Origin of the sequence: Lysobacter sp. M2-1, from assembly GCF_022662495.1 — a bacterium.
In the GTDB taxonomy this organism is placed as follows: Bacteria; Pseudomonadota; Gammaproteobacteria; order Xanthomonadales; family Xanthomonadaceae; genus JAKPBU01.
This window is the reverse complement of record NZ_JAKPBU010000001.1, coordinates 1,710,298-1,731,941: the sequence shown is the minus strand read 5'-3', so window position 1 is coordinate 1,731,941 and position 21,644 is coordinate 1,710,298. Positions and strand designations below refer to the sequence as shown.

The following is a 21,644-nucleotide window of genomic DNA, read 5'->3' as shown; positions in this document are numbered from 1 at the left end:
CCGGTCCTGAGGCCGTGCAAGGCAAGGAAGAGCGAGGGCGCGTATGTCGATACGCAACCGAGCGATGACGCTGCATTGCGCGGCGTCAGGGCCGGCTCATTGGGTTGCTTTTCGATGGCCGTCATGCGGCGACGCACTGCTTGACCTGGCGGCCAGCTAGACACTGCGCCGCGCAACACCATCTTGCGGCCATTGAAAAGCAACGCGATCTGCTTCGCATGGGATGACAAGCCCTAGTCGTCGGTTTCGCGCTCGAAGCGCAGGCCGCGCTCGTCGCGGACCACGCCCTGCATGGCGGCGACCACGGCCTCGTCGGCGCTGGATTGCGGCATCGGCTGGGGCCCGGCGGCGCCCGGCGATGGGCGCGGGCTGCTGCCGTCGGACTTGAACTTGATGATCTGCTTCCACGACCGCGCCAGCGCATCGGCGAACACCAGGATCAGATCGCCCGGCAGGCCCATGCGCAGCGCCGCATCGATCGCCTGCTGTTCGTCGGGAATGATGCTGATCGCCTCGCCGGACACGTCCGCGTCCCGCAGGGCCTGGGCGATGATCCGCGGGACTTCGTCGCCGTCGCGCCCGCGCAGCGAGTCGTCGCGGCGCGCGATGTAATGGTCGAACTTGCCCGCGGCCGCCGCCGCGATCGCGCGCAGATCCTCGTCGCGGCGGTCGCCGGGCCCGGCCAGGACCACGATCCTGCGCCCGGTGACGTCGAGCCGCTGCACCAGCCCGGCCATCATCTCCACCGCGTGCGCGTTGTGGCCGTAGTCCATGACCACCTTGAACGGGTGCTCGGCGAACACGTTCATCCTCCCCGGCGCCTGGAAGAAGCTGGAATCGAAGGTGCGCAGGCCTTGGCGGATCGCATCGAGCTTGATCCCGAGCGAAAAGGCCATCGCCGCGGCGACCATCGCGTTCTGCACGTTGTGGGTGGCGCGTCCCTCGAGCGTGGCCGGGACCAGGTGGGTCCACATCAGCGGGATGTGGCTGCCCTTGTCGTATAGGGTGATCATGTGCCCGTTGACCCCGGCCTCGAGCGCACAGGCACGGCCGCCGGCGCGGATGTGCTCGCGCACCAGCGCATGCGACGGATTCATCGTCACGTAGCAGATGACCTTGGCATCGGTGTAGCCGGACATCTTCAGCACGTTGTCGTCGTCGGCGTTGAGCACCGCGCATTCGCGCGCGATCTCGACCACGATGCGCTTGATCTCGGCCAGTTGTTCCAGGGTGTCGATGCCCTTGAGGCCCAGGTGGTCGGACTGCACGTTGAGCACCGCGCCCACGTCCACCTCGGGCACGCCCATGCCGGCCCGCACCAGTCCGCCGCGCGCGGTCTCGAGCACCGCCAGGTCGACGTGCGGATCGCGCAGCACCATGCGCGCCGACACCGGCCCGGTCATGTCGCCCGCCACGGTGCGCTGGCCGTCGATGTAGACACCGTCCGTGGTCGTCAGCCCCGGCGCGTAGCCGGCCATCTTCGCGATGTGCGCGAGCATGCGCGCCGTGGTGGTCTTGCCGTTGGTGCCAGTCACCGCCGCGATCGGCACCCGCGACGGGGTGCCGGGCGGGAACAGCATGTCGATCACCGGGCCCGCCGCGTCGCGCGGCGTGCCTTCGCTGGGCGCCACGTGCATGCGAAATCCGGGCGCGGCGTTGACCTCGCAGATCGCGCCGCCGATGTCCTTGTAGCTCTCGGCGATGTTGGGCGTGATGAAGTCCACGCCGCCCACGTCCAGGCCGATCGCGCGTACCGCTCGCACCGCCATGTCGCGGTTGTCCGGATGGATGACGTCGGTGACGTCGGTGGCGGTGCCGCCGGTGGACAGGTTGGCGGTGGAGCGCAGGTAGACGACCTCGCCATCGGCCGGGACCGAGTCGGCGTTATAGCCGGCCCGCTCCATCATCAGCTTCGCCTGTGCGTCGAGTTCCAGGCGGGTGAGCACCTTCTCGTGGCCGACGCCGCGGCGGGGATCCTGGTTCACGGCTTCGACCAGCTCGGCGATCGTGTGGCTGCCGTCGCCGACGACGTGCCCGGGCGTGCGCCGGGTCGCCGCGATCAGTTCGCCGTTGACCACCAGCAGGCGATGGTCGTCGCCTGGCTGGAAGGTTTCCACGATCACCGAACGCGAATGCTCGCGCGCGGCGTTGAACGCGTCGCGGATCTCGTCGTCGCCGCTGATGTTGATCGTGATGCCGCGTCCGTGGTTGCCGTTGTAGGGCTTGAGCACGACCGGGCCGCCGAGCTTGCGTGCGGCCTTGAGCGCATCGCTCTGGCTGGCCACCAGCTCCTGGCGCGGCACCGGCAGCCCCAGCGAGGCCAGGATCTTGTTGGTCTCCTCCTTGTCGCTGGCCAGTTCCACCGCGATGTGCGGGGTCTTGCCGGTGACCGTGGCCTGGATGCGCTGCTGGTACTTGCCGTGGCCGAACTGCACCAGCGACTGCTCGTTCAGCCGAAGCCACGGGATGCCGCGCTCTTCGGCGGCGCGCACCAGCGAAGCGGTCGACGGACCCAGCGCGCGGCGCTGCGCATAGCGGATGAAGTCGTCGCGCGCCGCATCCCAGTTCCAGTCCTCGCCCGGCGCACCGGAATCGCGCAGCTGCGCCGGCAGCAGCGAATCGATCAGCTTGATCGCCAGCTCACCGGCGGCGATGCCCTCCTCCTTCTGCGCATATTCGTAGACCACCGAATAGACGCCCGGCCGGTCGTCGGAGAGACTGCGGGTCTTGCCGAAGGTCACGTCCTCGCCGGCGACGTTCTGCAGCTCCAGCGCCACGTGTTCCATCACATGCCCGAGCCAGGTGCCTTCGCCCTCGCGCATGCGGCGGATGAAGCCGCCCGGTTCGCGATACGAGCAGCCGTGCTCGGCGAGGCCCGGCAGCGCCGCCACCAGGCCGTCGATGAAATCGTTGCCGAGCTTCGCGGTGGGCCAGTCCTCCAGCACGCCCAGGTCGAGCTCGATCCGGATCACCGGAAAGTGCGCGTACTGCGAAGGCCCGACGTAGACGTTGCGGTTGAGGATGCGCATCGAGCCCTCGCTCAGCTCTTTTCGGTCAGGAGCCTGCCGGGCGATGCCTGGCGGGTATGCAGGTTATACGTAGCGCCGGCCGTGAGGATGTGCACGGTCAGGCCGAGCAGGCAGACCGCCTCGGTCTGGCGTACCTCGGCCATGGAGGAAAACTGCAGGCCGCTGGCGTCCACCACGGTGATCCCGCCGCTGCCCTCCACTTCCATCGTGTTGTCCGGGCCGATGAAGGCCGCGGTGTCCTCGTCCAGGCCGATGCCGATGGCGAACGGATTGAACGCCAGCGCCGCGGTCAGCCGGCCCAGCCGGTCGCGCTGGCGGAAGTGCTGGTCGATGATGAAACGGTTGGTCAACCCCAGCCCCGGCGCGAGGCGCACGCTGCCCGCCCGCGGCGAGCTGCCTTCCTTGCCGAACGCGATCATGTGCTCGCTGAGGATGCTGGCACCGGCGCTGGTGCCGGCCACGTGCACGCCACTGGCATTGCGCGCGCGGATCAGCTTGGCCGCCGAGGTGCCGCCGACGATCGTGGAAATGCGCAGCTGGTTGCCGCCGGTGAAGAACACACCGGTGGCGTCCTCGAGCGCGCGCAGATATTCCTCGCGCTCGCCGTCCTCGCGCACCTGGAAATCGATCGAACGCGCGCTGCCGGCTTCCAGCCGCGCGAACAGTTCCTCGTAACGCGTGCCGGTGTCGGCCAGGCGACTGGCGGTCGGAATGACGACGATGCGCGCATCGCGGCCCCCGCACAGCTGCACGAAACGCTTCAGGATGCGGCGCCTGCTCTCCTTGTCCTCCGCACCGCCGATGGGAATGATCCAGCCCCGTTCCTCGCCTTCGGCGACCCTGCTAGGACACATGCAGCCGCAAACCCCGCTTTCGATGAGACAGGCGGGGCAACATAGCACGGGCTCCGGCTGTTCCTGGGGTCGGCCGCAGCCGCACCCGGCTCGGGCTCCGCACCTGCAAATGCTCGTGCCGGCACCTGCTCCGCGTTCGTGCCTCGCCGCGTGCCCTCACGGATTCATGCACGCTCGTCCGCGGCGCGGCGCGTGGCCGCGACGAAGGCGTCCAGGCGCGCGCGCGCGGCGCCGGAGCCGATGGCATCGCGCGCAAGGCCAATGCCGGTATCGATCGACTCCGCCACGCCGGCCACGTACAGGGCGGCGCCTGCGTTCAGGGTCACGATGTCGCGCGCCAGACCCGGCTCGTTGTCCAGCACTCCGAGCAGCATCGCCTTCGACTGCGCTGCGTCTTCCACCCGGAAGTTGCGGCTGGCGGCCATGGCGATGCCGAAGTCCTCGGGGTGGATCTCGTACTCGCGCACCGCGCCGTCGCGCAGTTCGCCGACCAGGGTAGCGGCGCCGAGCGAGATCTCGTCCATGCCGTCGCGGCCCCAGACCACTAGCGCGCGTTCGACGCCGAGTCTCTGCAGCACGCGCACCTGGATACCGACCAGGTCCGGATGGAACACGCCCATGAGCACGCTCGGCGCGCTGGCGGGATTGGTCAGCGGACCGAGGATGTTGAACAGCGTGCGTACGCCCATCTCGCGGCGGACCGGCGCGACCACCTTCATCGCAGGGTGATGCAGGGGCGCGAACATGAAACCGATGCCGCAGGCGTCGATGCACCGCGCGACCCGTGCAGGCGCGAGCTCGATGTCCGCACCGAGCGCCTCGAGCACGTCCGCGCTGCCCGACTTGGACGACACGCTGCGGTTGCCGTGCTTGGCCACGCGCGCGCCCGCGGCGGCGGCCACGAACATCGATGCGGTGGAGATATTGAAGCTGTGCGCGCCGTCGCCGCCGGTGCCGACGATATCGACCAGATGTCGGCGGTCGGCCACGACAACCGGCAGGGCCAGTTCGCGCATCACCTGGGCCGCGCCGGCGATTTCGCCCACGGTCTCCTTCTTCACCCGCAGACCGGTCAGGATCGCCGCGGTCATCACCGGCGAGACCTCGCCGCGCATGACCTGGCGCATCAGGTCCACCATCTCGTCGTGGAAGATCTCGCGATGCTCGATGGTGCGCTGCAGGGCTTCTTGCGGGGTCATGGGCATGGCGTGGGTCCGTAGGGCCGTCATCCGTCGAGGAAATTCTTCAGCAACGCATGTCCATGCTCGGTCAGGATCGATTCGGGATGGAACTGCACACCCTGGACCGGATACACGCGATGGCGCAGGCCCATGATTTCCTCGACCGATCCGTCGTCGTTCTCGGTCCATGCCGTCATTTCCAGGCATGCCGGCAACGTGGCCTTGTCGACCACCAGCGAGTGGTAGCGCGTGGCCTCGTAGCGATCGGGCAGCCCCGCAAACACACCCTTGCCCTGGTGGTGGATACGCGAGGTCTTGCCGTGCATGATCCGGCCGGCGCGCACCACGTCGCCGCCATAGGCCTGGCCGATGCTCTGATGTCCCAGGCAGACGCCGAGGATCGGAACCCGTGCGCCGAGCGATTCGATCACCCCCACCGAGACGCCCGCCTCGTTGGGCGTACAGGGCCCTGGCGAGATCACGATGCGTTCCGGCGCCAGCGCGTCGATCGCCTCCAGCGACAGTTCGTCATTGCGCACCACCTTGACCTCGGCGCCGAGCGCCTGCAGGTACTGGACGAGGTTCCAGGTGAAACTGTCGTAGTTGTCGATCATCAGCAGCATCACAGACCCCTCGCCGCTTCGGCCACCGCACGGAACAGGGCGCGGCCCTTGTTCATGGTCTCTTCCCACTCCGCCTGCGGGTCGGAGTCGTGGACCACGCCGCCGCCGGCCTGGACGTAGAGGCGCCCGTCCTGGATGACCGCGGTGCGGATGGCGATGGCGGTGTCGGCGTCGCCGTGCCAGCCGATGTAGCCGACGGCGCCGGAATACACGTTGCGCTTGACCGGTTCGAGCTCGCGGATGATCTCCAGCGCGCGGATCTTCGGCGCACCGCTGACGGTCCCGGCGGGAAATGTCGCGCGCAGCACGTCGGCGTAGGTCAGCCCGGCTTTCAGGCGCCCCGTCACCTCGCTCACGATGTGCATGACGTGGCTGTAGCGCTCGATCACGAACTGCTCGCCCACCTCCACGCTGCCCTGCTCGGCTATCCGGCCCACGTCGTTGCGACCCAGATCGATCAGCATCAGGTGCTCGGCGCGCTCCTTGGGGTCCGCGAGCAGTTCGGCCTCCAGCGCGCTGTCCAGTTCGGGCGTGGCGCCGCGCGGACGCGTGCCGGCGATCGGACGCACGGTCACGACGCCCTCGCCGTTCGCGTTGTACTGCAGCCGGGCCAGGATTTCCGGCGACGAGCCGACCACCTGGGTCGATCCGGTGTCGATGAAATACATGTAGGGCGAGGGATTGAGCGCACGCAGCGCGCGGTACACGTCCACCGGGCGCGCCTGGAACGGCACGCTCAGGCGCTGCGACGGCACCACCTGGAAGATGTCGCCGGCGCGGATGTAGTCCTGGGCCTTGCGCACCACCTCGTGGTACTGCTCGCGGGTGAAGGATGAGCGGAAGTCGGCCTCGTCGATCGCTTCGGGCACCAGCGTTTCCGGATAGCCCGCGCCGGCATGGCGCAGGCGGTGGGTCAGCGCGTCGAGCCGGCGCGCGGCGCGCGCGTAGGCCTGCGGTTCGCGCGGATCGGCGTGCACGATCAGGTACAGCCTGCCCTTGAGGTTGTCGAACACCGCCAGCTCGTCGCTGAGCATCAACAGGATGTCGGGCGTGCCCAGCTCGTCCGGTTTGCCGCCATCGGCGAGCCGCCGCTCGATGTATTCGATGCACTCGAAGCCGAACCAGCCGACCAGCCCCCCGGTGAATCCCGGCAGGCCCTCGATCCGCGGAACCGCATGCGCCGCGCGCAGGCGCTCGACTTCGGCGAATGGATCGGCCACTTCCCTGCGTTCGACCACCTCGCCGAGTTCGCTGGTTTCCAGGGTATGACCTCGGAATGAAAACACCCGCCGCGCGGGCAGGCCGATGATCGAATAGCGGCCGAAGCGCTCGCCGCCCTCGACCGACTCGAACAGGTAGGTATACGGGCCGTCGGCCAGCTTGAGGTAGACCGACAGCGGCGTGTCGAGATCCGACAGGACCTCGCGCACCACCGGGATCAGCGTGTGGCCGTCAGCGGCGAGCTGCTGGAACTGCGCTTGGGTGAGCGGGACGTGCGACATGACGCTGGTTTTCCTTCGGGGACGGGCAGGCGGAATGCGCCTTCGGTTTGGCAACAGCGGCGTGCGGCCACCATCGCCAGCCGGTGCCGGCCCTGAGGGAATGCGGGGTCGCCTGGTGCGTCATGCAAGCTAATGTACCCAATCCACCTCTGTGGTTGTAGCCACGAAGCGCCGTGGGCCGCATCCGCCGGGGTTTGACTATCGATTTAGAAGCAGTGGGCAGTCCGGCGGCAGATGCATGCGCACGCGTCCGGGCACGCAGTCGATGCGGAAATGGCCCGATTCCACCGGTTCGCCATCCAGGTTGAGCACGATCGGTTCCACCGCGTCGATTTCCAGCCACGACAGCTGACGACGGGTGGCGATGCGATCCAAAGCGGCGTGCCTGCCGTCGGTCAACATGGTGGCGAGCGTCGCCGCCACCTCGCCTTCGAGCTCGGGCACGATCGTCACGTCCAGCAGCCCGTCGTCGATCCGCGCATCCGGGCACAGCGCCTGCCCGCCGCCCGCCTGCCGGCCGTTGCCCACGCCCAGCGCGATGAACCCGCCTTCCCATTCGAACCCGGGCCCATGGATCCGCGCCCGCAGCGGCTCGATCCGCCCGAGCTTCGACATGCCGGTCACCAGGTAGGCCAGGCCGCCAAGCAGCTTCTTCATGCCATCGGGCGTGTCCACCGTGACCTGGGTTCCGAAGCCTCCGCTGGCCAGGTTGGCGGCCCAGTGCACGGAACCATTGGCCACCAGCTTGAGCAGGTCGATCGGTCGCGCAGGTTGGGATTGGATCAGATCGAACGCATCGGCGACGGGTTCGGGGATCTGCGCGGCATCGGCGAAGTCGTTGGCCGTGCCCATCGGCACCAGGCCGAGCGTGGGCAGCGCATCGGCGCCCTCGTCGCGGTGCGCGAGCGCAGTGGCCACTGCGCTGAGCGTCCCGTCGCCTCCGGCTGCGATAACGGTGTCGATGCCGTCAGCGATCGCTTCGGCCACGTAGCGTTCGGCGTCGCCGGCTTCCCAGGTCACCCGCACGCTCAGCGCGATGGCGCGTGCACGCATCGCGGCCACCGCGGCGCGCAGTGGCTCGTCGCCTGCCGACTTGCCGTTGAGGATCAGGCGCCAGCGCTTCGGGGAGTCGCCCATGCGCGCAGGCTAGCGCAGCGGCGCGTGCGCGCAGGTGAACGCGTACGCCTGCCTATTCGCGCCGCGCTGGCAAGGCAAGTGCCGCGGAATACAACGCGCCGCAGCGCGCAATGAACCAGCCGCTGTCGCCTACACGTCACAATTCCGGCGTAGTGTTGAAGGTCATAGCCGCGCCGCGTTGGCATCGCAAGCGCCTGAAAGTGACAACGCGCCGCAGCGCGCGACGGACCAGCCGCTGTCGCTAGCCCGTCACAATCCCGGCGTAGCGTGAAAGGTCATAGCCAAGGACGAAACGCGGAGACAGGATGTCTCCATCTTCACCGAGCCGATGCCGCAAGGCATCGGCTTTTTCGCGCCTCCCGTGCGCGCTGAAGCTAGCGCACCGCCGCAACCGCAGCCTTCATCCGCCTGACCACGTCCGCATAGTCGGGATGGCCGAAGATCGCCGAACCGGCGACGAAGGTGTCTGCGCCCGCCGCGGCGATCTGCGCGATGTTGTCGGGCTTGACCCCGCCATCGATCTCCAGACGGATGGGCTTGCCGCAGCTGTCGATCCTGGCGCGCACGGCGCGGAGCTTGTCCAGCGCCGACGGGATGAACGCCTGGCCGCCGAAGCCGGGATTGACCGACATCAGCAGCACCAGGTCCAGTTCCTCGAGCACGTAGTTCAGCACCTCGACCGGCGTGGCCGGATTGAGCACCAGGCCGGCCTGGCAGCCTTCGGACCTGATCAGCTGGACGGTGCGGTGCACGTGGCGGCTGGCCTCGGGATGGAAACTGATCACCGTGGCACCGGCCTTTGCGAAGTCCGGCACGATCCGGTCCACCGGCTCCACCATCAGGTGCACGTCGATCGGCGCGGTCACGCCGTGCTTGCGCAGCGCTTCGCACACCAGCGGCCCGATGGTCAGGTTGGGCACGTAATGGTTGTCCATCACGTCGAAGTGCACCCAGTCCGCGCCCGCGGCGAGCACGGCGTCGACTTCCTCACCCAGCCTGGCGAAGTCCGCCGACAGGATGGAAGGGGCGATCACGGTCGGTTGCATGGGCTCAGGAGTCCTTGCGCTTGCGCAGCTGCTGGATGCGGTCGTAGGCCGAATTGATGGCGCGCGCCTTGGTCTCCGCCTGGCGCCGCAGTTCCGGCGCGGCGCCGGCGAAGCGGTCCGGGTGGTACTGGCTCATCAGGCGCCGGTAGGCCAGGTCGATTTCCGCCTGGTTGGCCTCGGCATCCAGGCCGAGCACGCGGTAGGGGTTGTCGCGCGGGCTGCGGAACCAATCGGCGTCGAAGGCGTGGCCCACGATCAGGCCCACGAGCCCGCCGAACAGCGGGTTGCCGCGCAGCAGCAGCGCGCCAGCGATCACCCCGAGCAGCTTGCCATACCATCGTTCCATCGCCGCAGTTTACAGGCGCGGCGGCGTACACTACGACGCCCCGCGACCGATGACCCCGCGCACGTGGCGACCACCCTGCTCGAAGCCGACCTTCCCGCACTGACCCTGCGCCACCGCGGCAAGGTGCGCGACGTGTTCGACCTGGGCAACGATCTGCTCTTGATGGTCGCCACCGACCGCCTGAGCGCGTTCGACGTGGTGCTGCCCGATCCGATTCCCGGCAAGGGGGAAATGCTGTGCCAGATCAGCAACTTCTGGTTCGGCAAAACCGCGCATCTGATGCCCAACCACCTCACCGGCATCGACGTGGCCTCGGTGCTGCCAGCTGGCGTCGACCCGGCCCTGTATGCGCAGCGCTCGGTGGTAACCCGCAAGCTCAAGCCGGTGCCGGTGGAAGCCATCGCCCGCGGCTATCTCATCGGCAGCGGCTGGAAGGACTACCAGCGCACCGGCCGGGTCAGCGGCATCGCCCTGCCCGACGGCCTGCGCCAGGCCGAACAGCTGCCGCACGCGATCTTCACTCCATCCACCAAGGCGGCGGTGGGCGATCACGACGAGAACATCGACTTCGACACCATGGTCCGCAAGGTCGGCGCAGAGCTGGCCGAACAAGTGCGCGACGCCACCCTGCGGCTGTACGCCTTCGCCCGTGACTACGCGGCCGGGCGCGGCATCCTGCTGGCCGACACCAAATTCGAATTCGGTACCGATGCGCATGGGCGCCTGTACGTGATGGACGAGATGCTCACGCCGGACTCCTCACGCTACTGGCCCGCGGACCAGTATCAGGTCGGCACCAGTCCGCCCAGCTACGACAAGCAGTTCGTGCGCGATTACCTGGAGACGCTGGACTGGGACAAGCGGTGGCCGGGTCCACGCCTGCCGCCCGAGGTGATCGAACGCACCCGGGCCAAGTACGCCGAGGCGCTGGAACGCCTGGCGGGCATCTCGGTCGATTGACTGCGCCGCGCAGCCTTTCCCGACGCGACTGCTTTCGGGCCGCCGGAGCGGCGGACTGCACTCGCTCGCCGGTCCCTGACACCCAGTGCTTCTCACGGCCCGCCTTCGCGCATGAGAGCACTGGCGCAGGCGCTATGCTGGCGTCGGCCCTTCAGCGGAGCGCCGCGATGAACATGCAATCCGATGCGACCGACCGCCCGATCGATCGCTGGTTCGCCAGTTATTCCGGTGACCATCGCAACGACACCAACCAGTGGATTCACGTCTTCGCCGTGCCTGCGATCCTGTGGAGCGTGATCGCGCTGTTGTGGTGCATTCCGGTGCCCGGCACGTGGTTCCTGCCGGGGTTCTGGGCCGCGCTGGCGATGTTCGCCGCGTGGATGTTCTATTTCCGCGCATCACGCCGGCTGGGCTTCGGCATGCTGCTGGTGTTCGTGGCGCTGGCTTGGCTCACACGCTGGCTGCACCTGGTCTTGGGCACGCAGGGCCTGCTCGTGGCGGCCGCGGGCGTGTTCGTGCTGGCTTGGATCGCGCAGTTCGTGGGCCACAGCAAGCTGTTCGAGGGCAAGCGTCCAAGCTTCTTCACCGACCTGCGCTATCTGCTGATCGGTCCGGCCTGGATCCTGGCCAAGGCCTATCGGCGGCTTGGCCTGACTTGGTGAGTCCGCGGTGTGAACACACCGTGGTGAGCCGGCGCCGGCCCGTTTGAACGCACCGGTGCGCGCGCACGCCCTGCCTCCGCGCGACATCGTGCTGGTGCTGCTGATCGTCGTGGCCTGGTCGGTGAACATCCTGACTTCGGCGCTCGCGCTGCGCGAGCTGCCGCCTTTCCTGTTCACCGCGCTGCGGTTCGCATTGCTGGCCGTGCCGCTGCTCCCGTTCGTGCGCCGCCCGCCACCCGGGCAATGGCCGCGGCTGCTCGCGGTATGCCTGTGCGTGGGCGTGCTTCATTTCGGCCTCAGCTTCACCGCGCTGAAGCTAGCAGGCGACTTATCCTCGCCCGCGATCGTGATGCAGAGCTACGTGCCGATGACCACGGTGCTGGCGTGGTGGTGGCTGGGCGAGCGCTTCGGCTGGCGTACCGGCGCGGCGATCGCGCTGAGCTTCGCCGGTGTGCTGGTGCTGGGGTTCGATCCGCTGGTGCTCGACCGACCGGCATCCCTGCTGTTGATGCTCGGCGCTGCGATGTTCCTGGCGGTTGGCACGGTGCTGATGAAACCGCTGCGCGGCATCGACGTGCGCAGCCAGCAGGGATGGATGGCGCTGATCAGCCTGCTGCCGCTGCTGGCGATAAGCGCATGGTGGGAGCCTGGCGGCTTTGCCGCGCTGGCCGATGCCAGCTGGGTAGCCTGGTTCGGCGCGGCCTTCGCCGCGTACGTCGCGTCGCTGCTGGGGCACGGTCTGTACTACGTGCTGGTGCAGCGGCATCCGGTGGCGCAGGTGACGCCGTGGCTGCTGCTCTCGCCCATGCTCGCAGTGGGTCTGGGCATCACGTTCTGGGGCGACCGACCGGGTCCGCGGCTCTGGCTCGGCGGCGCGATGGTGCTGGGCGGAGTGCTGGTGATCGCGCTGCGGGCGTTGGCCAGATCGCGCACCGCGGTACCTGCAACCGATCTGTAGGGACGTGCCTGTAGGAATGCGCGCGCGTCAGCGCGATTCGAACATGCCGCGCTGCGGATGGAACGGTCGCGGTGCGTAGCCAAAGTCGCGGCGCGCCGGCTCGATGTCGAACACCAGGTCGCTGCGCATGCGGTCCACCGCGGCCTGCCCCAGGCCGGTGGCGATGCCGCGCGACTGGGCCGTTTTCAGGGCCAGCGCGAACAGCGGCGCGGGCAATTCGATCAGCGGCGGCGGCGGCCGCAGCGTCGCCAGCACCCTTGTCACCATTTCGCGATAGGGCAACGTCTCGCCCCCGGGCAGCGCGTAGGTGTTGCCCGCGGTTGCGGGCGTCGCACTGGCACGGAAGGCAGCATCGGCGAGATCGTCGACGTGCACCGGCTGGCGCAGCCCGTTGGCCCTGCGCGGCAGCACGAATCGCCCCCATCGCTGCGCCAGCCCGGCAATGCGGGCCAGCGTGCGGTCGCGCCCCGCGCCGTACACCAGCGTGGGACGCAGCAGGGTCGCGCCTGCATCGCGTGTGCGGGCGCTGTCGAGGATGCGCGCCTCGGCCATCCGCAGGCGCAGCGCCACATCGCGTTCGTCCACATCGGCCGACTCCGCCTTGACGTCGGCGCTGGTGGAACTGAAGGCGACCACGCGCCCAGCGTCCGGCGCGGCCTTCGCGTACCAGTGCGAGAACGAATCCAGCGGACCGCAGCTGAAGATCGCGTCCACGCCGCGTGGCAACGCGGGCAGCTGCGCGAATTCTCCCTGCAGCCAATGCAGACCGGGCTCGTCGCTGCGCGACTCGCGGCTGAGCGCGGTGACCCGCCAACCGGCGGCCTGCAGCAGGTCGAGCAGCGGCCGGCCGATCTGGCCGCTTGCGCCGAATACCAGGGCGTGCCGCACCGGTCTAGCTTCCCGTGAAATAACGCGCGTTCAGCAGCAGATGCACCGCGATGCTGGCCGCGTAGCCCAGGGCGATCGCCCAGGTCCAGCGCAGGTGGCTGAAGAATGTGTACTGGCCGTGCGCCTGCCCCATCAGCGCGACGCCGGCAGCCGAACCGATCGAGAGTAGGCTGCCGCCCACGCCGGCCGTGAGCGTGACCAGCAGCCACTGCCCGGTGTCCATCTGCGGTTGCATCTGCAGCACCGCAACCATCATCGGGATATTGTCCAGGATCGAAGATGCCAGACCGACGAGGATGTTCGCCTTGGTCGGTCCCAGATCGCCGTAGAACCATTGCGAGGCCAGCGCCAGGTAGCCGCAGTAACCGAGCGCGCCCACGCACATGATCACGCCGAAGAAGAACAGCAGCGTGTCCCACTCCGCGCGCGCCACCTGCTCGTAACTGTCGAAGGCATCCACGTCGCCCGGCGCACCCTCACGCGCGAACTCGTCCGCCTGGAGGCCGCGCGCGACCCGGGTCAGGTGCCAGCCATAGAGCTTGAGCAGCGCCAGCCCGGTCATCATGCCCATGAACGGCTGCAGGTGCAGGAAGTTGTGGAACGACACGGCCAGGAAAATGGTGACCACGAACAAACCGACGATGACCCACGCCCCGCGCTTGAGTCGGACGCTGCCCTGGCTTGCGGGCGGCTGCCCGCCAGGCAGCGCGAAGTGCATCAGCGCCGCCGGCACCAGCCAGTTGACCAGCGACGGAAGGAACAGCGCGAAGAAGGTCCAGAAGCCGACGATGCCCCGCTGCCACACCATGAGCGTGGTGATATCGCCAAACGGGCTGAAAGCGCCCCCGGCGTTCGCCGCCACGACGATATTGATGCACGCCAGCGCCACGAACTTGGGACTGTCGCGGCCGACCGCGAGCACCACGGCGCACATCACCAGCGCGGTGGTGAGGTTGTCGATGATCGGCGAAAGGAAGAACGCCAGCGTGCCCGTGATCCAGAACAGCTGGCGGTAGCCGAAACCACGCCTTAGCAGCTGCAGGCGCAGGGCCTCGAACAGATTGCGTTCGCTCATCGCATTGACATAGGTCATCGCGGCGAGCAGGAACAGCAGCAGTTCGCCGAACTCGAGCAGGTACTCGCGCACGGCCTCGTGCACGCTTTCGCCATGCCCAAGACCCGTCGCGGCGATCGCCAGCAGCGCCCAGATCGCACCGGCGGCCAGCATCACCGGCTGCGACTTGCGCAGCCCGGTGAACTCCTCGGCGACCACGAACACGTAGGCCAGGGCGAAAACCGCCATCGCGGCGTAACCGGCCCAATGCGCAGTCAGATCGACGGCACCCGGCGTTGCCGCGAGGGCGAGGGCCGGGGTCAGCAGCAACAGGACGATGATCGCTGCGCGTTGCGGCATACGCGGCAATGAGGGCATCGGCACAAGCTCGAACGGAACTGCCGCGAGTTTAACCCGCGTCCTGCGCCGTTCCCTCGCGCAGCGTCGCCCGCAGCCACGCGTAACCGGCGACGGCGGCGATCACCGACGCGCACAGCACGCCGAGTACCGAGGCCTGGAACAGGTCGCCGTCGTCGGCGAAGGCCAGCGAGGCAATGAACAGGCTCATGGTGAAACCGATCCCGCACAGCAGGCCGAGCCCGATCATGGCGCGCCAGTCCATGCCGTCCGGGTACCGCGCGATGCCCAAGGCACGCGCGAGCATCGCAGCGCCGACCACGCCCGCCGGCTTGCCCAGGACCAGTCCCAGCGCGATGCCCAACGGCACCGGCGCCAGCACGTCCCGTGGCGCGAATCCGCCCAGCGCGAGTCCGGCGTTGGCGAACGCGAACACTGGCAGGATCAGGTACGCGACCCAGGGATGCAGCGCATGCTCCAGGGTCTCCAGCGGCGAATACTCGGAGGCGTCGTCGATGGCATTGCGCCGGTCGTAGTGCGGAATCATCAGCCCGGTGACGACGCCGGCGAGGGTGGCATGCACGCCCGACTTCAGCACGCACACCCAGACCACGATGCCGAGCAGCAGGTAGGGCGTGAGCGCCCGGACCCCGCGCCGGTTGAGCACGAACATGAGGGCGATCGCGGCCCCGGCCCAGGCCAGCGCGGCCATCGACATCCCGCTGGTGTAGAACACCGCGATGATGACGATCGCGGCCAGGTCGTCGACCACTGCGATCGTCGACAACAGCAGCTTCATTCCGATCGGCACGCGCGGGCCGAGCAGCGACAGGATGCCGAGGGCGAAGGCGATGTCGGTGGCCGCCGGAATCGCCCAGCCCTGCATCGCTACCGGATCGTCGCGGTTGATCCACCAGAAGATCGCGGCAGGTACCGCGACGCCGGCGACCGCGCACAGCAGCGGCAGCGCCAGCTGGTCGCGGCTGGACAGCTGACCGCTCAGCGCCTCGCGCTTGATCTCCAGCGCGACCAGCAGGAAAAAGATGGCCATCAGCCCGTCGTTGATCCACAGCAGCAGCGGCTTGGCGATCTGCAGCTCGCCGATCACCACCGCGACGGGAAGCTCGCGGAACCCGTCGTAGAACTCCTCCAGCGGCGAGTTCGCGCATACCAGCGCCAGCGCGGCGGCGGCGATCAGCAGGATGCCGCCGGCGGACTCGAGCCGGAAGAATTCCGACAGTCCGTGCTTGGCACGCTCGAGGATGCCGGGATCGGAGGTCATCGCCGCAGTATAGGCGGCGACATCAGCCCGCCGGCGAGACTCCCTGCTTCAGAACACACTTGTCTCAGGAACACCCTTCGACGTAATCGACCTCGGGGGCAAGGCCCACGCGCCATTCGGTTACGGCCGCGGCATCGGCCTTGCCGTCCGTCTCGAAGACCAGCACACCCTTGCCGCCGGCCGGATCGGTGATGCGCAGGTACTGCCCATCGGTGTATTTGTGCGGCCGTTCCTCGATGCGCCCGTCATAGCGCTTCGCGATCTCGCCCTTGGTCATGCCGACCCTGCCGCCGCCGGGCGCGGTGAACCTGTCGCTCTCGGTGCCGTAGCGCGCGAACCTGCCGTCGCCGATCATGAAATTGAACTCGGCAGGCATCTCCACCCAGGTCGGGGTCATGAAATAGCAGCTCTCGTTGCCCTCCTTGCCGAGGGTCGCCAGTCGCCCGCCCCAGGCCCGCTCCATATCGGCGGCCGCGATACCAAAGCGGACATCGCCATAGCCGTCGAAACGCGCCAGGTCCCGGTCGCCATCCGGACCACTGTTCTGCGCCACGCCATCGGTCGCGGTTTCCGGCTCGATCTGCATCGCTGCCGGCGCGGTGGCCGGGGGCACGTCTTCCGCCGGCTGGTCGGTTACCGGCGCCGGCTGCGGTTCGGCGGCGACGGGTGCGCGCTCGGCGGTGCAGGCGGCGAGCGAAGCCACCAGTGCGAGCATCAGGAAGGTGCGTGACATGTCGACTCCGTGTTCCTGCGGAGCCTGCAGCCTAAGCGAGTGCGGTGAATCCTTCGCGAACGCGGGTCGGGTCCTTCACTCCGGCGCAACGAACCGCTTCTGCAAGCCCGCCCAGCACGCCTGGTAGTCGCGCTGCCGGTGCGCCGCATCGAGCGCCTGCTGCGTGGGCCGGAGCGCACCGCGCGTCTCGAACATGAAGGCCATCGTGTCGCGGATGACATCCGGCTGCGACAGGTCGGCGTGGCTGGCCTTGTCGAAGGTCTGCGCATCCGGGCCGTGCCCGCTCATGCAGTTGTGCAGCGAGCAGCCGCCGGGGGCGAAGCCTTCGGCCTTGGCGTCGTACACGCCGTGCACGATGCCCATGAATTCGCTGGCCACGTTGCGGTGGAACCACGGCGGGCGGAAGCTGTGCTGCGCCACCAGCCAGCGCGGCGGAAAGATGGCGAAGTCCAGGTTGGCGGTGCCGGGCGTATCGCTGGGTGAGGTCAGCACGGTGAAGATCGACGGGTCCGGATGGTCGAAGCTGATCGAGCCGATGGTATTGAAGCTGCGCAGGTCGTATTTGTACGGAGCGTAGTTGCCATGCCAGCCGACCACGTCCAGCGGCGAATGGTCGATGGTCGTGCGCCACAGGTGGCCCTGGAACTTGGCGATGAGCTCGAAGTCGCCTTCGAGATCCTCGTATGCGGCATGCGGGGTCAGGAAATCGCGCGGATTGGCCAGGCCGTTGCTTCCGATCGGCCCCAGCTGCGGCAGCCGCATCAGGGCGCCGAAGTTTTCGCACACGTAGCCGCTCGAGGGTCCGTCGGGCAGTTCGACCCGGAAGCGGATGCCGCGCGGAATCACCGCGATTTCCTGGGGTTCGACATCCAGCACGCCCAGCTCGGTGGCGATACGCAGCCGGCCCTGCTGCGGGACGATCAGCAGTTCGCCATCGGCATCGTAAAAGTAGCGCCCGTCCATCGAGCGACTGGCGGCATACAGATGGATGCCCACACCCTGCTGACCGGCGGGCGAACCGTTGCCGGCCATCGTGTACAGACCATCGATGAAATCGACCCGCGTCTCGGGTACCGGCAACGGATCCCAGCGCAGCTGGTCGGGCGTGACCGGACCATCGCCGAAATCGTTGTGGAAAGCGCGATGCGCTGCGGGCGTTCCCGATGTGTGCTCGTCCGCATAGGGCACGAAGGTGCCGTGCATCGCTGCAGGCCGGATCCGGTACAGCCAGCTGCGCCGGTTCTCGCTGCGCGGTGCAGTGAAGGCGGTGCCGGACAGCTGCTCGGCATACAGCCCGTGGGCCACCCGCTGCGGCGAGTTCTGCCCTTGCGGCAGCGTGCCCGGTAACGCTTCGGTAGCGAACTCGTTGCCGAAGCCGCTCATGTAGCTGGTGTGGGCGCCGCGCGCGTCGCGCTGCGGCATGTGGATGACGTTGTCTTCGGTGACGATGTTCATGGACTCGGCTCTAAAGCCCCTCTTCCGACGGGAGAGGGGTTGGGGAGAGGGTTCGGCGCAGCGACGACCTTCCAGATCGCGTCGAAAACGGCTTCAGTACGTGCCAGTGCATCATGATCCCAGAAGCGAAGGACACGCCAGCCCATAGGGTGCTGTCGTCGGAACTTCCTGCCATCCAGTCGCCCGGCCCGAAGATGCTGCCAAAGATTGCGCTCAGCACCGGTCGACTCATGTCGCAAGTCGCGTGCATTTGCCAGCGCACGAGTTGGCAGCGGCGGCTTGATGATCGTCACTTACCGCACCCTCTCCCCCGCCCCTCTCCCGAGGGGAGAGGGGCCAGAAACCCTACAGCACGCCGCGCTTGATCTGGTCGCGTTCGATGCTCTCGAACAGCGCCTGGAAGTTGCCTTCGCCGAAGCCCTCGTTGCCCTTGCGCTGGATGATCTCGAAAAAGATCGGGCCGAACGCGTTCTGGGTGAAGATCTGCAGCAGCTTGCGCTGCTTGGTCTCCGGGTCGGCGTCGATCAGGATCTTGTTCCGGGCCAGACGCGCCACGTCCTCGCCGTGATCGGGCACGCGCTGGTCGATCACCTCGAAATACGCATCCGGCGTGTCGAGGAAGGCGATGCCCTGCTCGCGCATCTTCTCCACCGTGGCGTAGATGTCGTCGGTGAACAGCGCGATGTGCTGGATGCCCTCGCCCTTGTAGGCGTCGAGGTATTCGTTGATCTGGCTCTTCGGGTCGCTCGACTCGTTCAGCGGGATGCGGACGATGCCGTCGGGCGCGGTCATCGCCTTGGAGACCAGGCCGGTCTTGGCGCCCTTGATGTCGAAGTAGCGGATCTCGCGGAAGTTGAACAGCTTCTCGTAGTAGTCCGACCACTTCTGCATGTTGCCGAAGTACAGGTTGTGGGTGAGGTGGTCGATGAAGGTCAGGCCGAATCCCTGCGGATGCAATTCCGCACCCTGCACTGGCAGGTAGTCCTCGTACATCGATCCCCGGTCGCCGTAGCGGTCGACCAGGTAGAGCATGCAGTCGCCGATGCCGTTGACCACCGGGGCGTCGACCGCCTTGGTATCGACCCGACCCGCCGGCGCTTCGCCACCGTTCGCCAGCACCATGTCGTACACCTCGCTGGCCGGTTTGGTGAAGCGGATCGCGAAGCCGCAGGCGCTCGGCCCATGCGCCTTGGCGAAATCGCCCGCGAACGAGTCCGGATCCTCGTTGAGCAGGAAGTTCACTCCGCCCTGGCGGTATACGGTGATCGGGCGCGTCCTGTGGCGCAGGACGGCGCTGAAGCCCATGCGCCGGAAATAATCGTGCATCGCCTCGCCCTGGCCTTCGGGTGCGGCGAACTCGACGAATTCGAACCCGTCGATGCCCATCGGGTTCTCGAAGGTGGTGACCTGCATGCCCAGGTTGGGGGTGGCGGTCCGGGGTTGCGCGCTCATGACGGTCTCCTGCTGCTACGGTGTTGCCTGGCGGGCGATGCGGCCTTACGTGCGGACGGATCCGCCGGGCCATCGCCCATTCTACTTTATAGTTTCATGTGCAACCAGTTGCAAGGAGTTGATCCAGCATGACGGCCTCGAATGCGCCCGCTTCCGATTCTCCTCCCCGCGGCCCGGATCACGCCGTGCTCGCGCTCGAGCGGTTTTTGCCCTATCGCCTGTCGGTGCTCTCCAACCGCATCAGCCATGCGATCTCGGGGATCTATGGCGACCGCTTCGGCCTGAGCATTACCGAATGGCGGGTGATCGCGGTGTTGGGCCGCTTTCCGGGCCTGTCGGCGAACGAGGTCGCCGACCGCACGGCGATGGACAAGGTCGCGGTGAGCCGCGCGGTGGCCAGGCTGATCGCCGCCGGTCGGCTGGACCGCGAAACCCACGGCGACGACCGCCGCCGCTCGGTCCTGACCCTGAGCGAGGGCGGCTACCGGATCTACGACGCGGTCGCCCCCACCGCGCTGGCGTTCGAGGCTCGCCTGCTGGAGGGCTTCGACGAGGCCGACCGCGCCCTGCTCTATCGCCTGCTGGACCGCCTGGACGCCGACGAGATCCGCGCCGAAGCCGGGCTCGCGGCGATGGCGATGGCCGACGCGCGGCTGTCGGCGACGAAGGGCGATGCGGCCTAGGTCGGCGCTACCGCGCCGACGCCGGCTGTCCGGACCGCGCGCGTCGGGGGCGTAACCCCGACCTACTCAATAGCGGTCGTCAAAGGCAAAGATCGGCTTGCGGTCCTTCCATTTGCCTTCGGTGAAGTCGGGGAACTCCAGCGTTCGGTAGCCCTCGGCGATCGACTGCTCGGACAGCGGCGTGATTGCGCTCCACGCGACCGCGTCGTAGATGTCGATTGGCATCGGGTCGCCGGCCTTGAGCGCCTCCACGAAGGCGTGGATCACGAACCAGTCCATGCCGCCGTGGCCGGCGCCGGCGGCCTGGTCGGCGTACTTCCTCCACAGCGGGTGGTCGTACTGGTCGTAGTACTGCTGCGCGTTCTCCCATTTGTGCGCCTCGCTGCGACCTTCGACATGGATCGACTGGTTGAGGTCCATCCACAGCCCTTCGGTGCCCTGCACGCGGAAGCCCAGCGAATACGGGCGCGGCAATGAAGTGTCGTGCTGCAGCAGGATGGTTTCGCCGTTTTCGCAGCGCAGCGTGGTGGTGACCACGTCGCCCAGCTTGAAACCGAGCTTTGCATTCGGGTGCTGCGGTCCTCCCTTGGGATGCTTGACGATGTAGTCGTGCAACCCACGCGCCTTGGTGGAGAAGGCGTTGAGATGGGTGAAGCGGTTGCCGCGATGGATGTTGGCGTACATCGCAACCGGGCCGATGCCGTGGCTGGGATACAGCTCGCCGTTGCGCTCGATCGAATGCTGAGTGCGCCATTGGGCTTCGGAGAACGCACCGGGCCCGAACTCCACGCCGCTGCCGTAAGGCTGGTCGGGATCGCCGGAGTTGAACTTCACCGCGCGCAGGTCGTGCTGGTAACCGGCCTGCAGGTGCACGAGCTCGCCGAACAAGCCGGCGCGCACCATCTGCAGCACGGCCATCACGTCGCGGCGATAGCAGACGTTTTCCATCAGCATGTAGGGGGTGCCGGTGCGCAGCTGGGTGCGCAGCACGTCCCAGTGGTCGGCCAGGGTGACGCCGGCGACGACCTCGCAGCCGACCGGGATCTTCGCTTCCATCGCCGCGATGGCCATCGGCGCATGCCACTCCCACGGCGTCACGATCAGCACGCCGTCCAGGCCCTTGTGGTCGAGCACGCGTTTCCACGCGTTGACGTCGCCGTCGCTGCCATGCACCTGCGGCTTCGGCCTGCCGGCCGACTCGATGATGGCCAGCGCGCGATCGATCATGACCTGCTGGGTGTCGCAGATGGCCACCAGGTCGACATCGTCGCGGCTCAGCAGTGGACCGAGCTGCGACTGCCCGCGCATCCCGGTCCCGATCATGGCAAGGCGCAGACGCTCGCCACGCGCTGACCGGGCCTGGCTCCACGGGAGGGCGGCACCGATACCTGCGGCAGACGCGGTGATCAGAAAATCGCGACGGTTCATGCTCGGGCTCCTGC

Annotated in this window: 20 protein-coding genes; 4 read left to right on the top strand and 16 right to left on the bottom strand. The window is 67.8% G+C overall.

From position 1 onward, the window contains the following. Positions 1–233: 233 nt before the first annotated feature. The 8 genes from cphA to MC375_RS07510 form a co-directional block, all read right to left on the bottom strand. A complete protein-coding gene (cphA, locus tag MC375_RS07545; protein WP_242102670.1) occupies positions 234–3,029 on the bottom strand; it encodes a cyanophycin synthetase in 2,796 nt (931 codons plus the stop codon). A gap of 11 nt (positions 3,030–3,040) precedes the next feature. Continuing rightward, positions 3,041–3,883: a cyanophycinase gene (locus MC375_RS07540; RefSeq protein WP_242102669.1), complete on the bottom strand. Its 843-nt coding sequence runs from the start codon at positions 3,881–3,883 to the stop codon at positions 3,041–3,043. Between the two features lie 164 nt (positions 3,884–4,047). Further along, entirely contained in the window at positions 4,048–5,088 is a 1,041-nt protein-coding gene (gene trpD, locus MC375_RS07535; RefSeq protein ID WP_242102668.1) for an anthranilate phosphoribosyltransferase, read from the bottom strand. A 20-nt stretch (positions 5,089–5,108) separates the two neighbouring features. Then, a complete protein-coding gene (locus MC375_RS07530) occupies positions 5,109–5,687 on the bottom strand; it encodes an aminodeoxychorismate/anthranilate synthase component II (RefSeq protein ID WP_242102667.1) in 579 nt (192 codons plus the stop codon). Next, positions 5,687–7,189 carry an anthranilate synthase component I gene (trpE, locus tag MC375_RS07525; protein ID WP_242102666.1) on the bottom strand — a complete coding sequence of 501 codons (1,503 nt, stop codon included), beginning with the start codon at positions 7,187–7,189 and terminating at the stop codon, positions 5,687–5,689. Before trpE ends, MC375_RS07530 begins: the two co-directional genes overlap by 1 nt. 198 nt (positions 7,190–7,387) lie before the next feature. Then, on the bottom strand, positions 7,388–8,326 hold the full coding sequence (gene yegS, locus MC375_RS07520) for a lipid kinase YegS (protein ID WP_242102665.1): 939 nt from the start codon (positions 8,324–8,326) through the stop codon (positions 7,388–7,390). 374 nt (positions 8,327–8,700) lie between these two features. After that, positions 8,701–9,372 carry a ribulose-phosphate 3-epimerase gene (gene rpe, locus MC375_RS07515; protein ID WP_242102664.1) on the bottom strand — a complete coding sequence of 224 codons (672 nt, stop codon included), beginning with the start codon at positions 9,370–9,372 and terminating at the stop codon, positions 8,701–8,703. Positions 9,373–9,376: 4 nt separating this feature from the next. After that, a complete protein-coding gene (locus MC375_RS07510) occupies positions 9,377–9,718 on the bottom strand; it encodes a DnaJ domain-containing protein (RefSeq protein ID WP_242102663.1) in 342 nt (113 codons plus the stop codon). A 63-nt stretch (positions 9,719–9,781) separates the two neighbouring features. Between MC375_RS07510 and MC375_RS07505 the strand changes: the two genes are divergently transcribed. The 3 genes from MC375_RS07505 (at position 9,782) to MC375_RS07495 (ending at position 12,298) form a co-directional block, all read left to right on the top strand. After that, positions 9,782–10,678, top strand: a complete 897-nt coding sequence (locus MC375_RS07505) for a phosphoribosylaminoimidazolesuccinocarboxamide synthase (protein WP_242102662.1) — start codon at positions 9,782–9,784, stop codon at positions 10,676–10,678. A 173-nt stretch (positions 10,679–10,851) separates the two neighbouring features. Continuing rightward, complete coding sequence (locus MC375_RS07500; protein WP_242102979.1) at positions 10,852–11,340, top strand: Mpo1-like protein; 489 nt, start codon at positions 10,852–10,854, stop codon at positions 11,338–11,340. Positions 11,341–11,383: 43 nt separating this feature from the next. After that, on the top strand, positions 11,384–12,298 hold the full coding sequence (locus tag MC375_RS07495) for a DMT family transporter (protein ID WP_242102661.1): 915 nt from the start codon (positions 11,384–11,386) through the stop codon (positions 12,296–12,298). Between the two features lie 27 nt (positions 12,299–12,325). Here the strand turns inward: MC375_RS07495 and MC375_RS07490 are convergent, their stop codons facing one another. The 7 genes from MC375_RS07490 to hppD form a co-directional block, all read right to left on the bottom strand. Then, complete coding sequence (locus MC375_RS07490; RefSeq protein ID WP_242102660.1) at positions 12,326–13,186, bottom strand: NAD-dependent epimerase/dehydratase family protein; 861 nt, start codon at positions 13,184–13,186, stop codon at positions 12,326–12,328. Between the two features lie 4 nt (positions 13,187–13,190). Further along, positions 13,191–14,600: a sodium:proton antiporter NhaD gene (gene nhaD, locus MC375_RS07485; protein ID WP_242102659.1), complete on the bottom strand. Its 1,410-nt coding sequence runs from the start codon at positions 14,598–14,600 to the stop codon at positions 13,191–13,193. A 49-nt stretch (positions 14,601–14,649) separates the two neighbouring features. Beyond that, a complete protein-coding gene (nhaA, locus tag MC375_RS07480) occupies positions 14,650–15,879 on the bottom strand; it encodes a Na+/H+ antiporter NhaA (protein ID WP_242102658.1) in 1,230 nt (409 codons plus the stop codon). Between the two features lie 64 nt (positions 15,880–15,943). Then, entirely contained in the window at positions 15,944–16,612 is a 669-nt protein-coding gene (locus MC375_RS07475) for a lectin (RefSeq protein WP_242102657.1), read from the bottom strand. Between the two features lie 75 nt (positions 16,613–16,687). Beyond that, positions 16,688–18,034, bottom strand: coding sequence for a homogentisate 1,2-dioxygenase (hmgA, locus tag MC375_RS07470; protein WP_242102978.1), 1,347 nt, complete (start codon positions 18,032–18,034; stop codon positions 16,688–16,690). 29 nt (positions 18,035–18,063) lie between these two features. Next, positions 18,064–18,360 carry a DUF559 domain-containing protein gene (locus MC375_RS07465; RefSeq protein WP_242165883.1) on the bottom strand — a complete coding sequence of 99 codons (297 nt, stop codon included), beginning with the start codon at positions 18,358–18,360 and terminating at the stop codon, positions 18,064–18,066. Between the two features lie 52 nt (positions 18,361–18,412). After that, complete coding sequence (hppD, locus tag MC375_RS07460; protein ID WP_242102656.1) at positions 18,413–19,519, bottom strand: 4-hydroxyphenylpyruvate dioxygenase; 1,107 nt, start codon at positions 19,517–19,519, stop codon at positions 18,413–18,415. A 128-nt stretch (positions 19,520–19,647) separates the two neighbouring features. Here hppD and MC375_RS07455 point away from each other — a divergent pair, with 128 nt between their 5' ends. After that, entirely contained in the window at positions 19,648–20,202 is a 555-nt protein-coding gene (locus MC375_RS07455; protein WP_242102655.1) for a MarR family winged helix-turn-helix transcriptional regulator, read from the top strand. A 66-nt stretch (positions 20,203–20,268) separates the two neighbouring features. On the opposite strand, the gene MC375_RS07450 is transcribed toward MC375_RS07455, so the two are convergent. Continuing rightward, the gene (locus MC375_RS07450; protein ID WP_242102654.1) at positions 20,269–21,630 is read right to left on the bottom strand and encodes a Gfo/Idh/MocA family oxidoreductase; all 1,362 of its coding nucleotides are present in this window, start codon (positions 21,628–21,630) and stop codon (positions 20,269–20,271) included. Between the last annotated feature and the right edge of the window lie 14 nt (positions 21,631–21,644).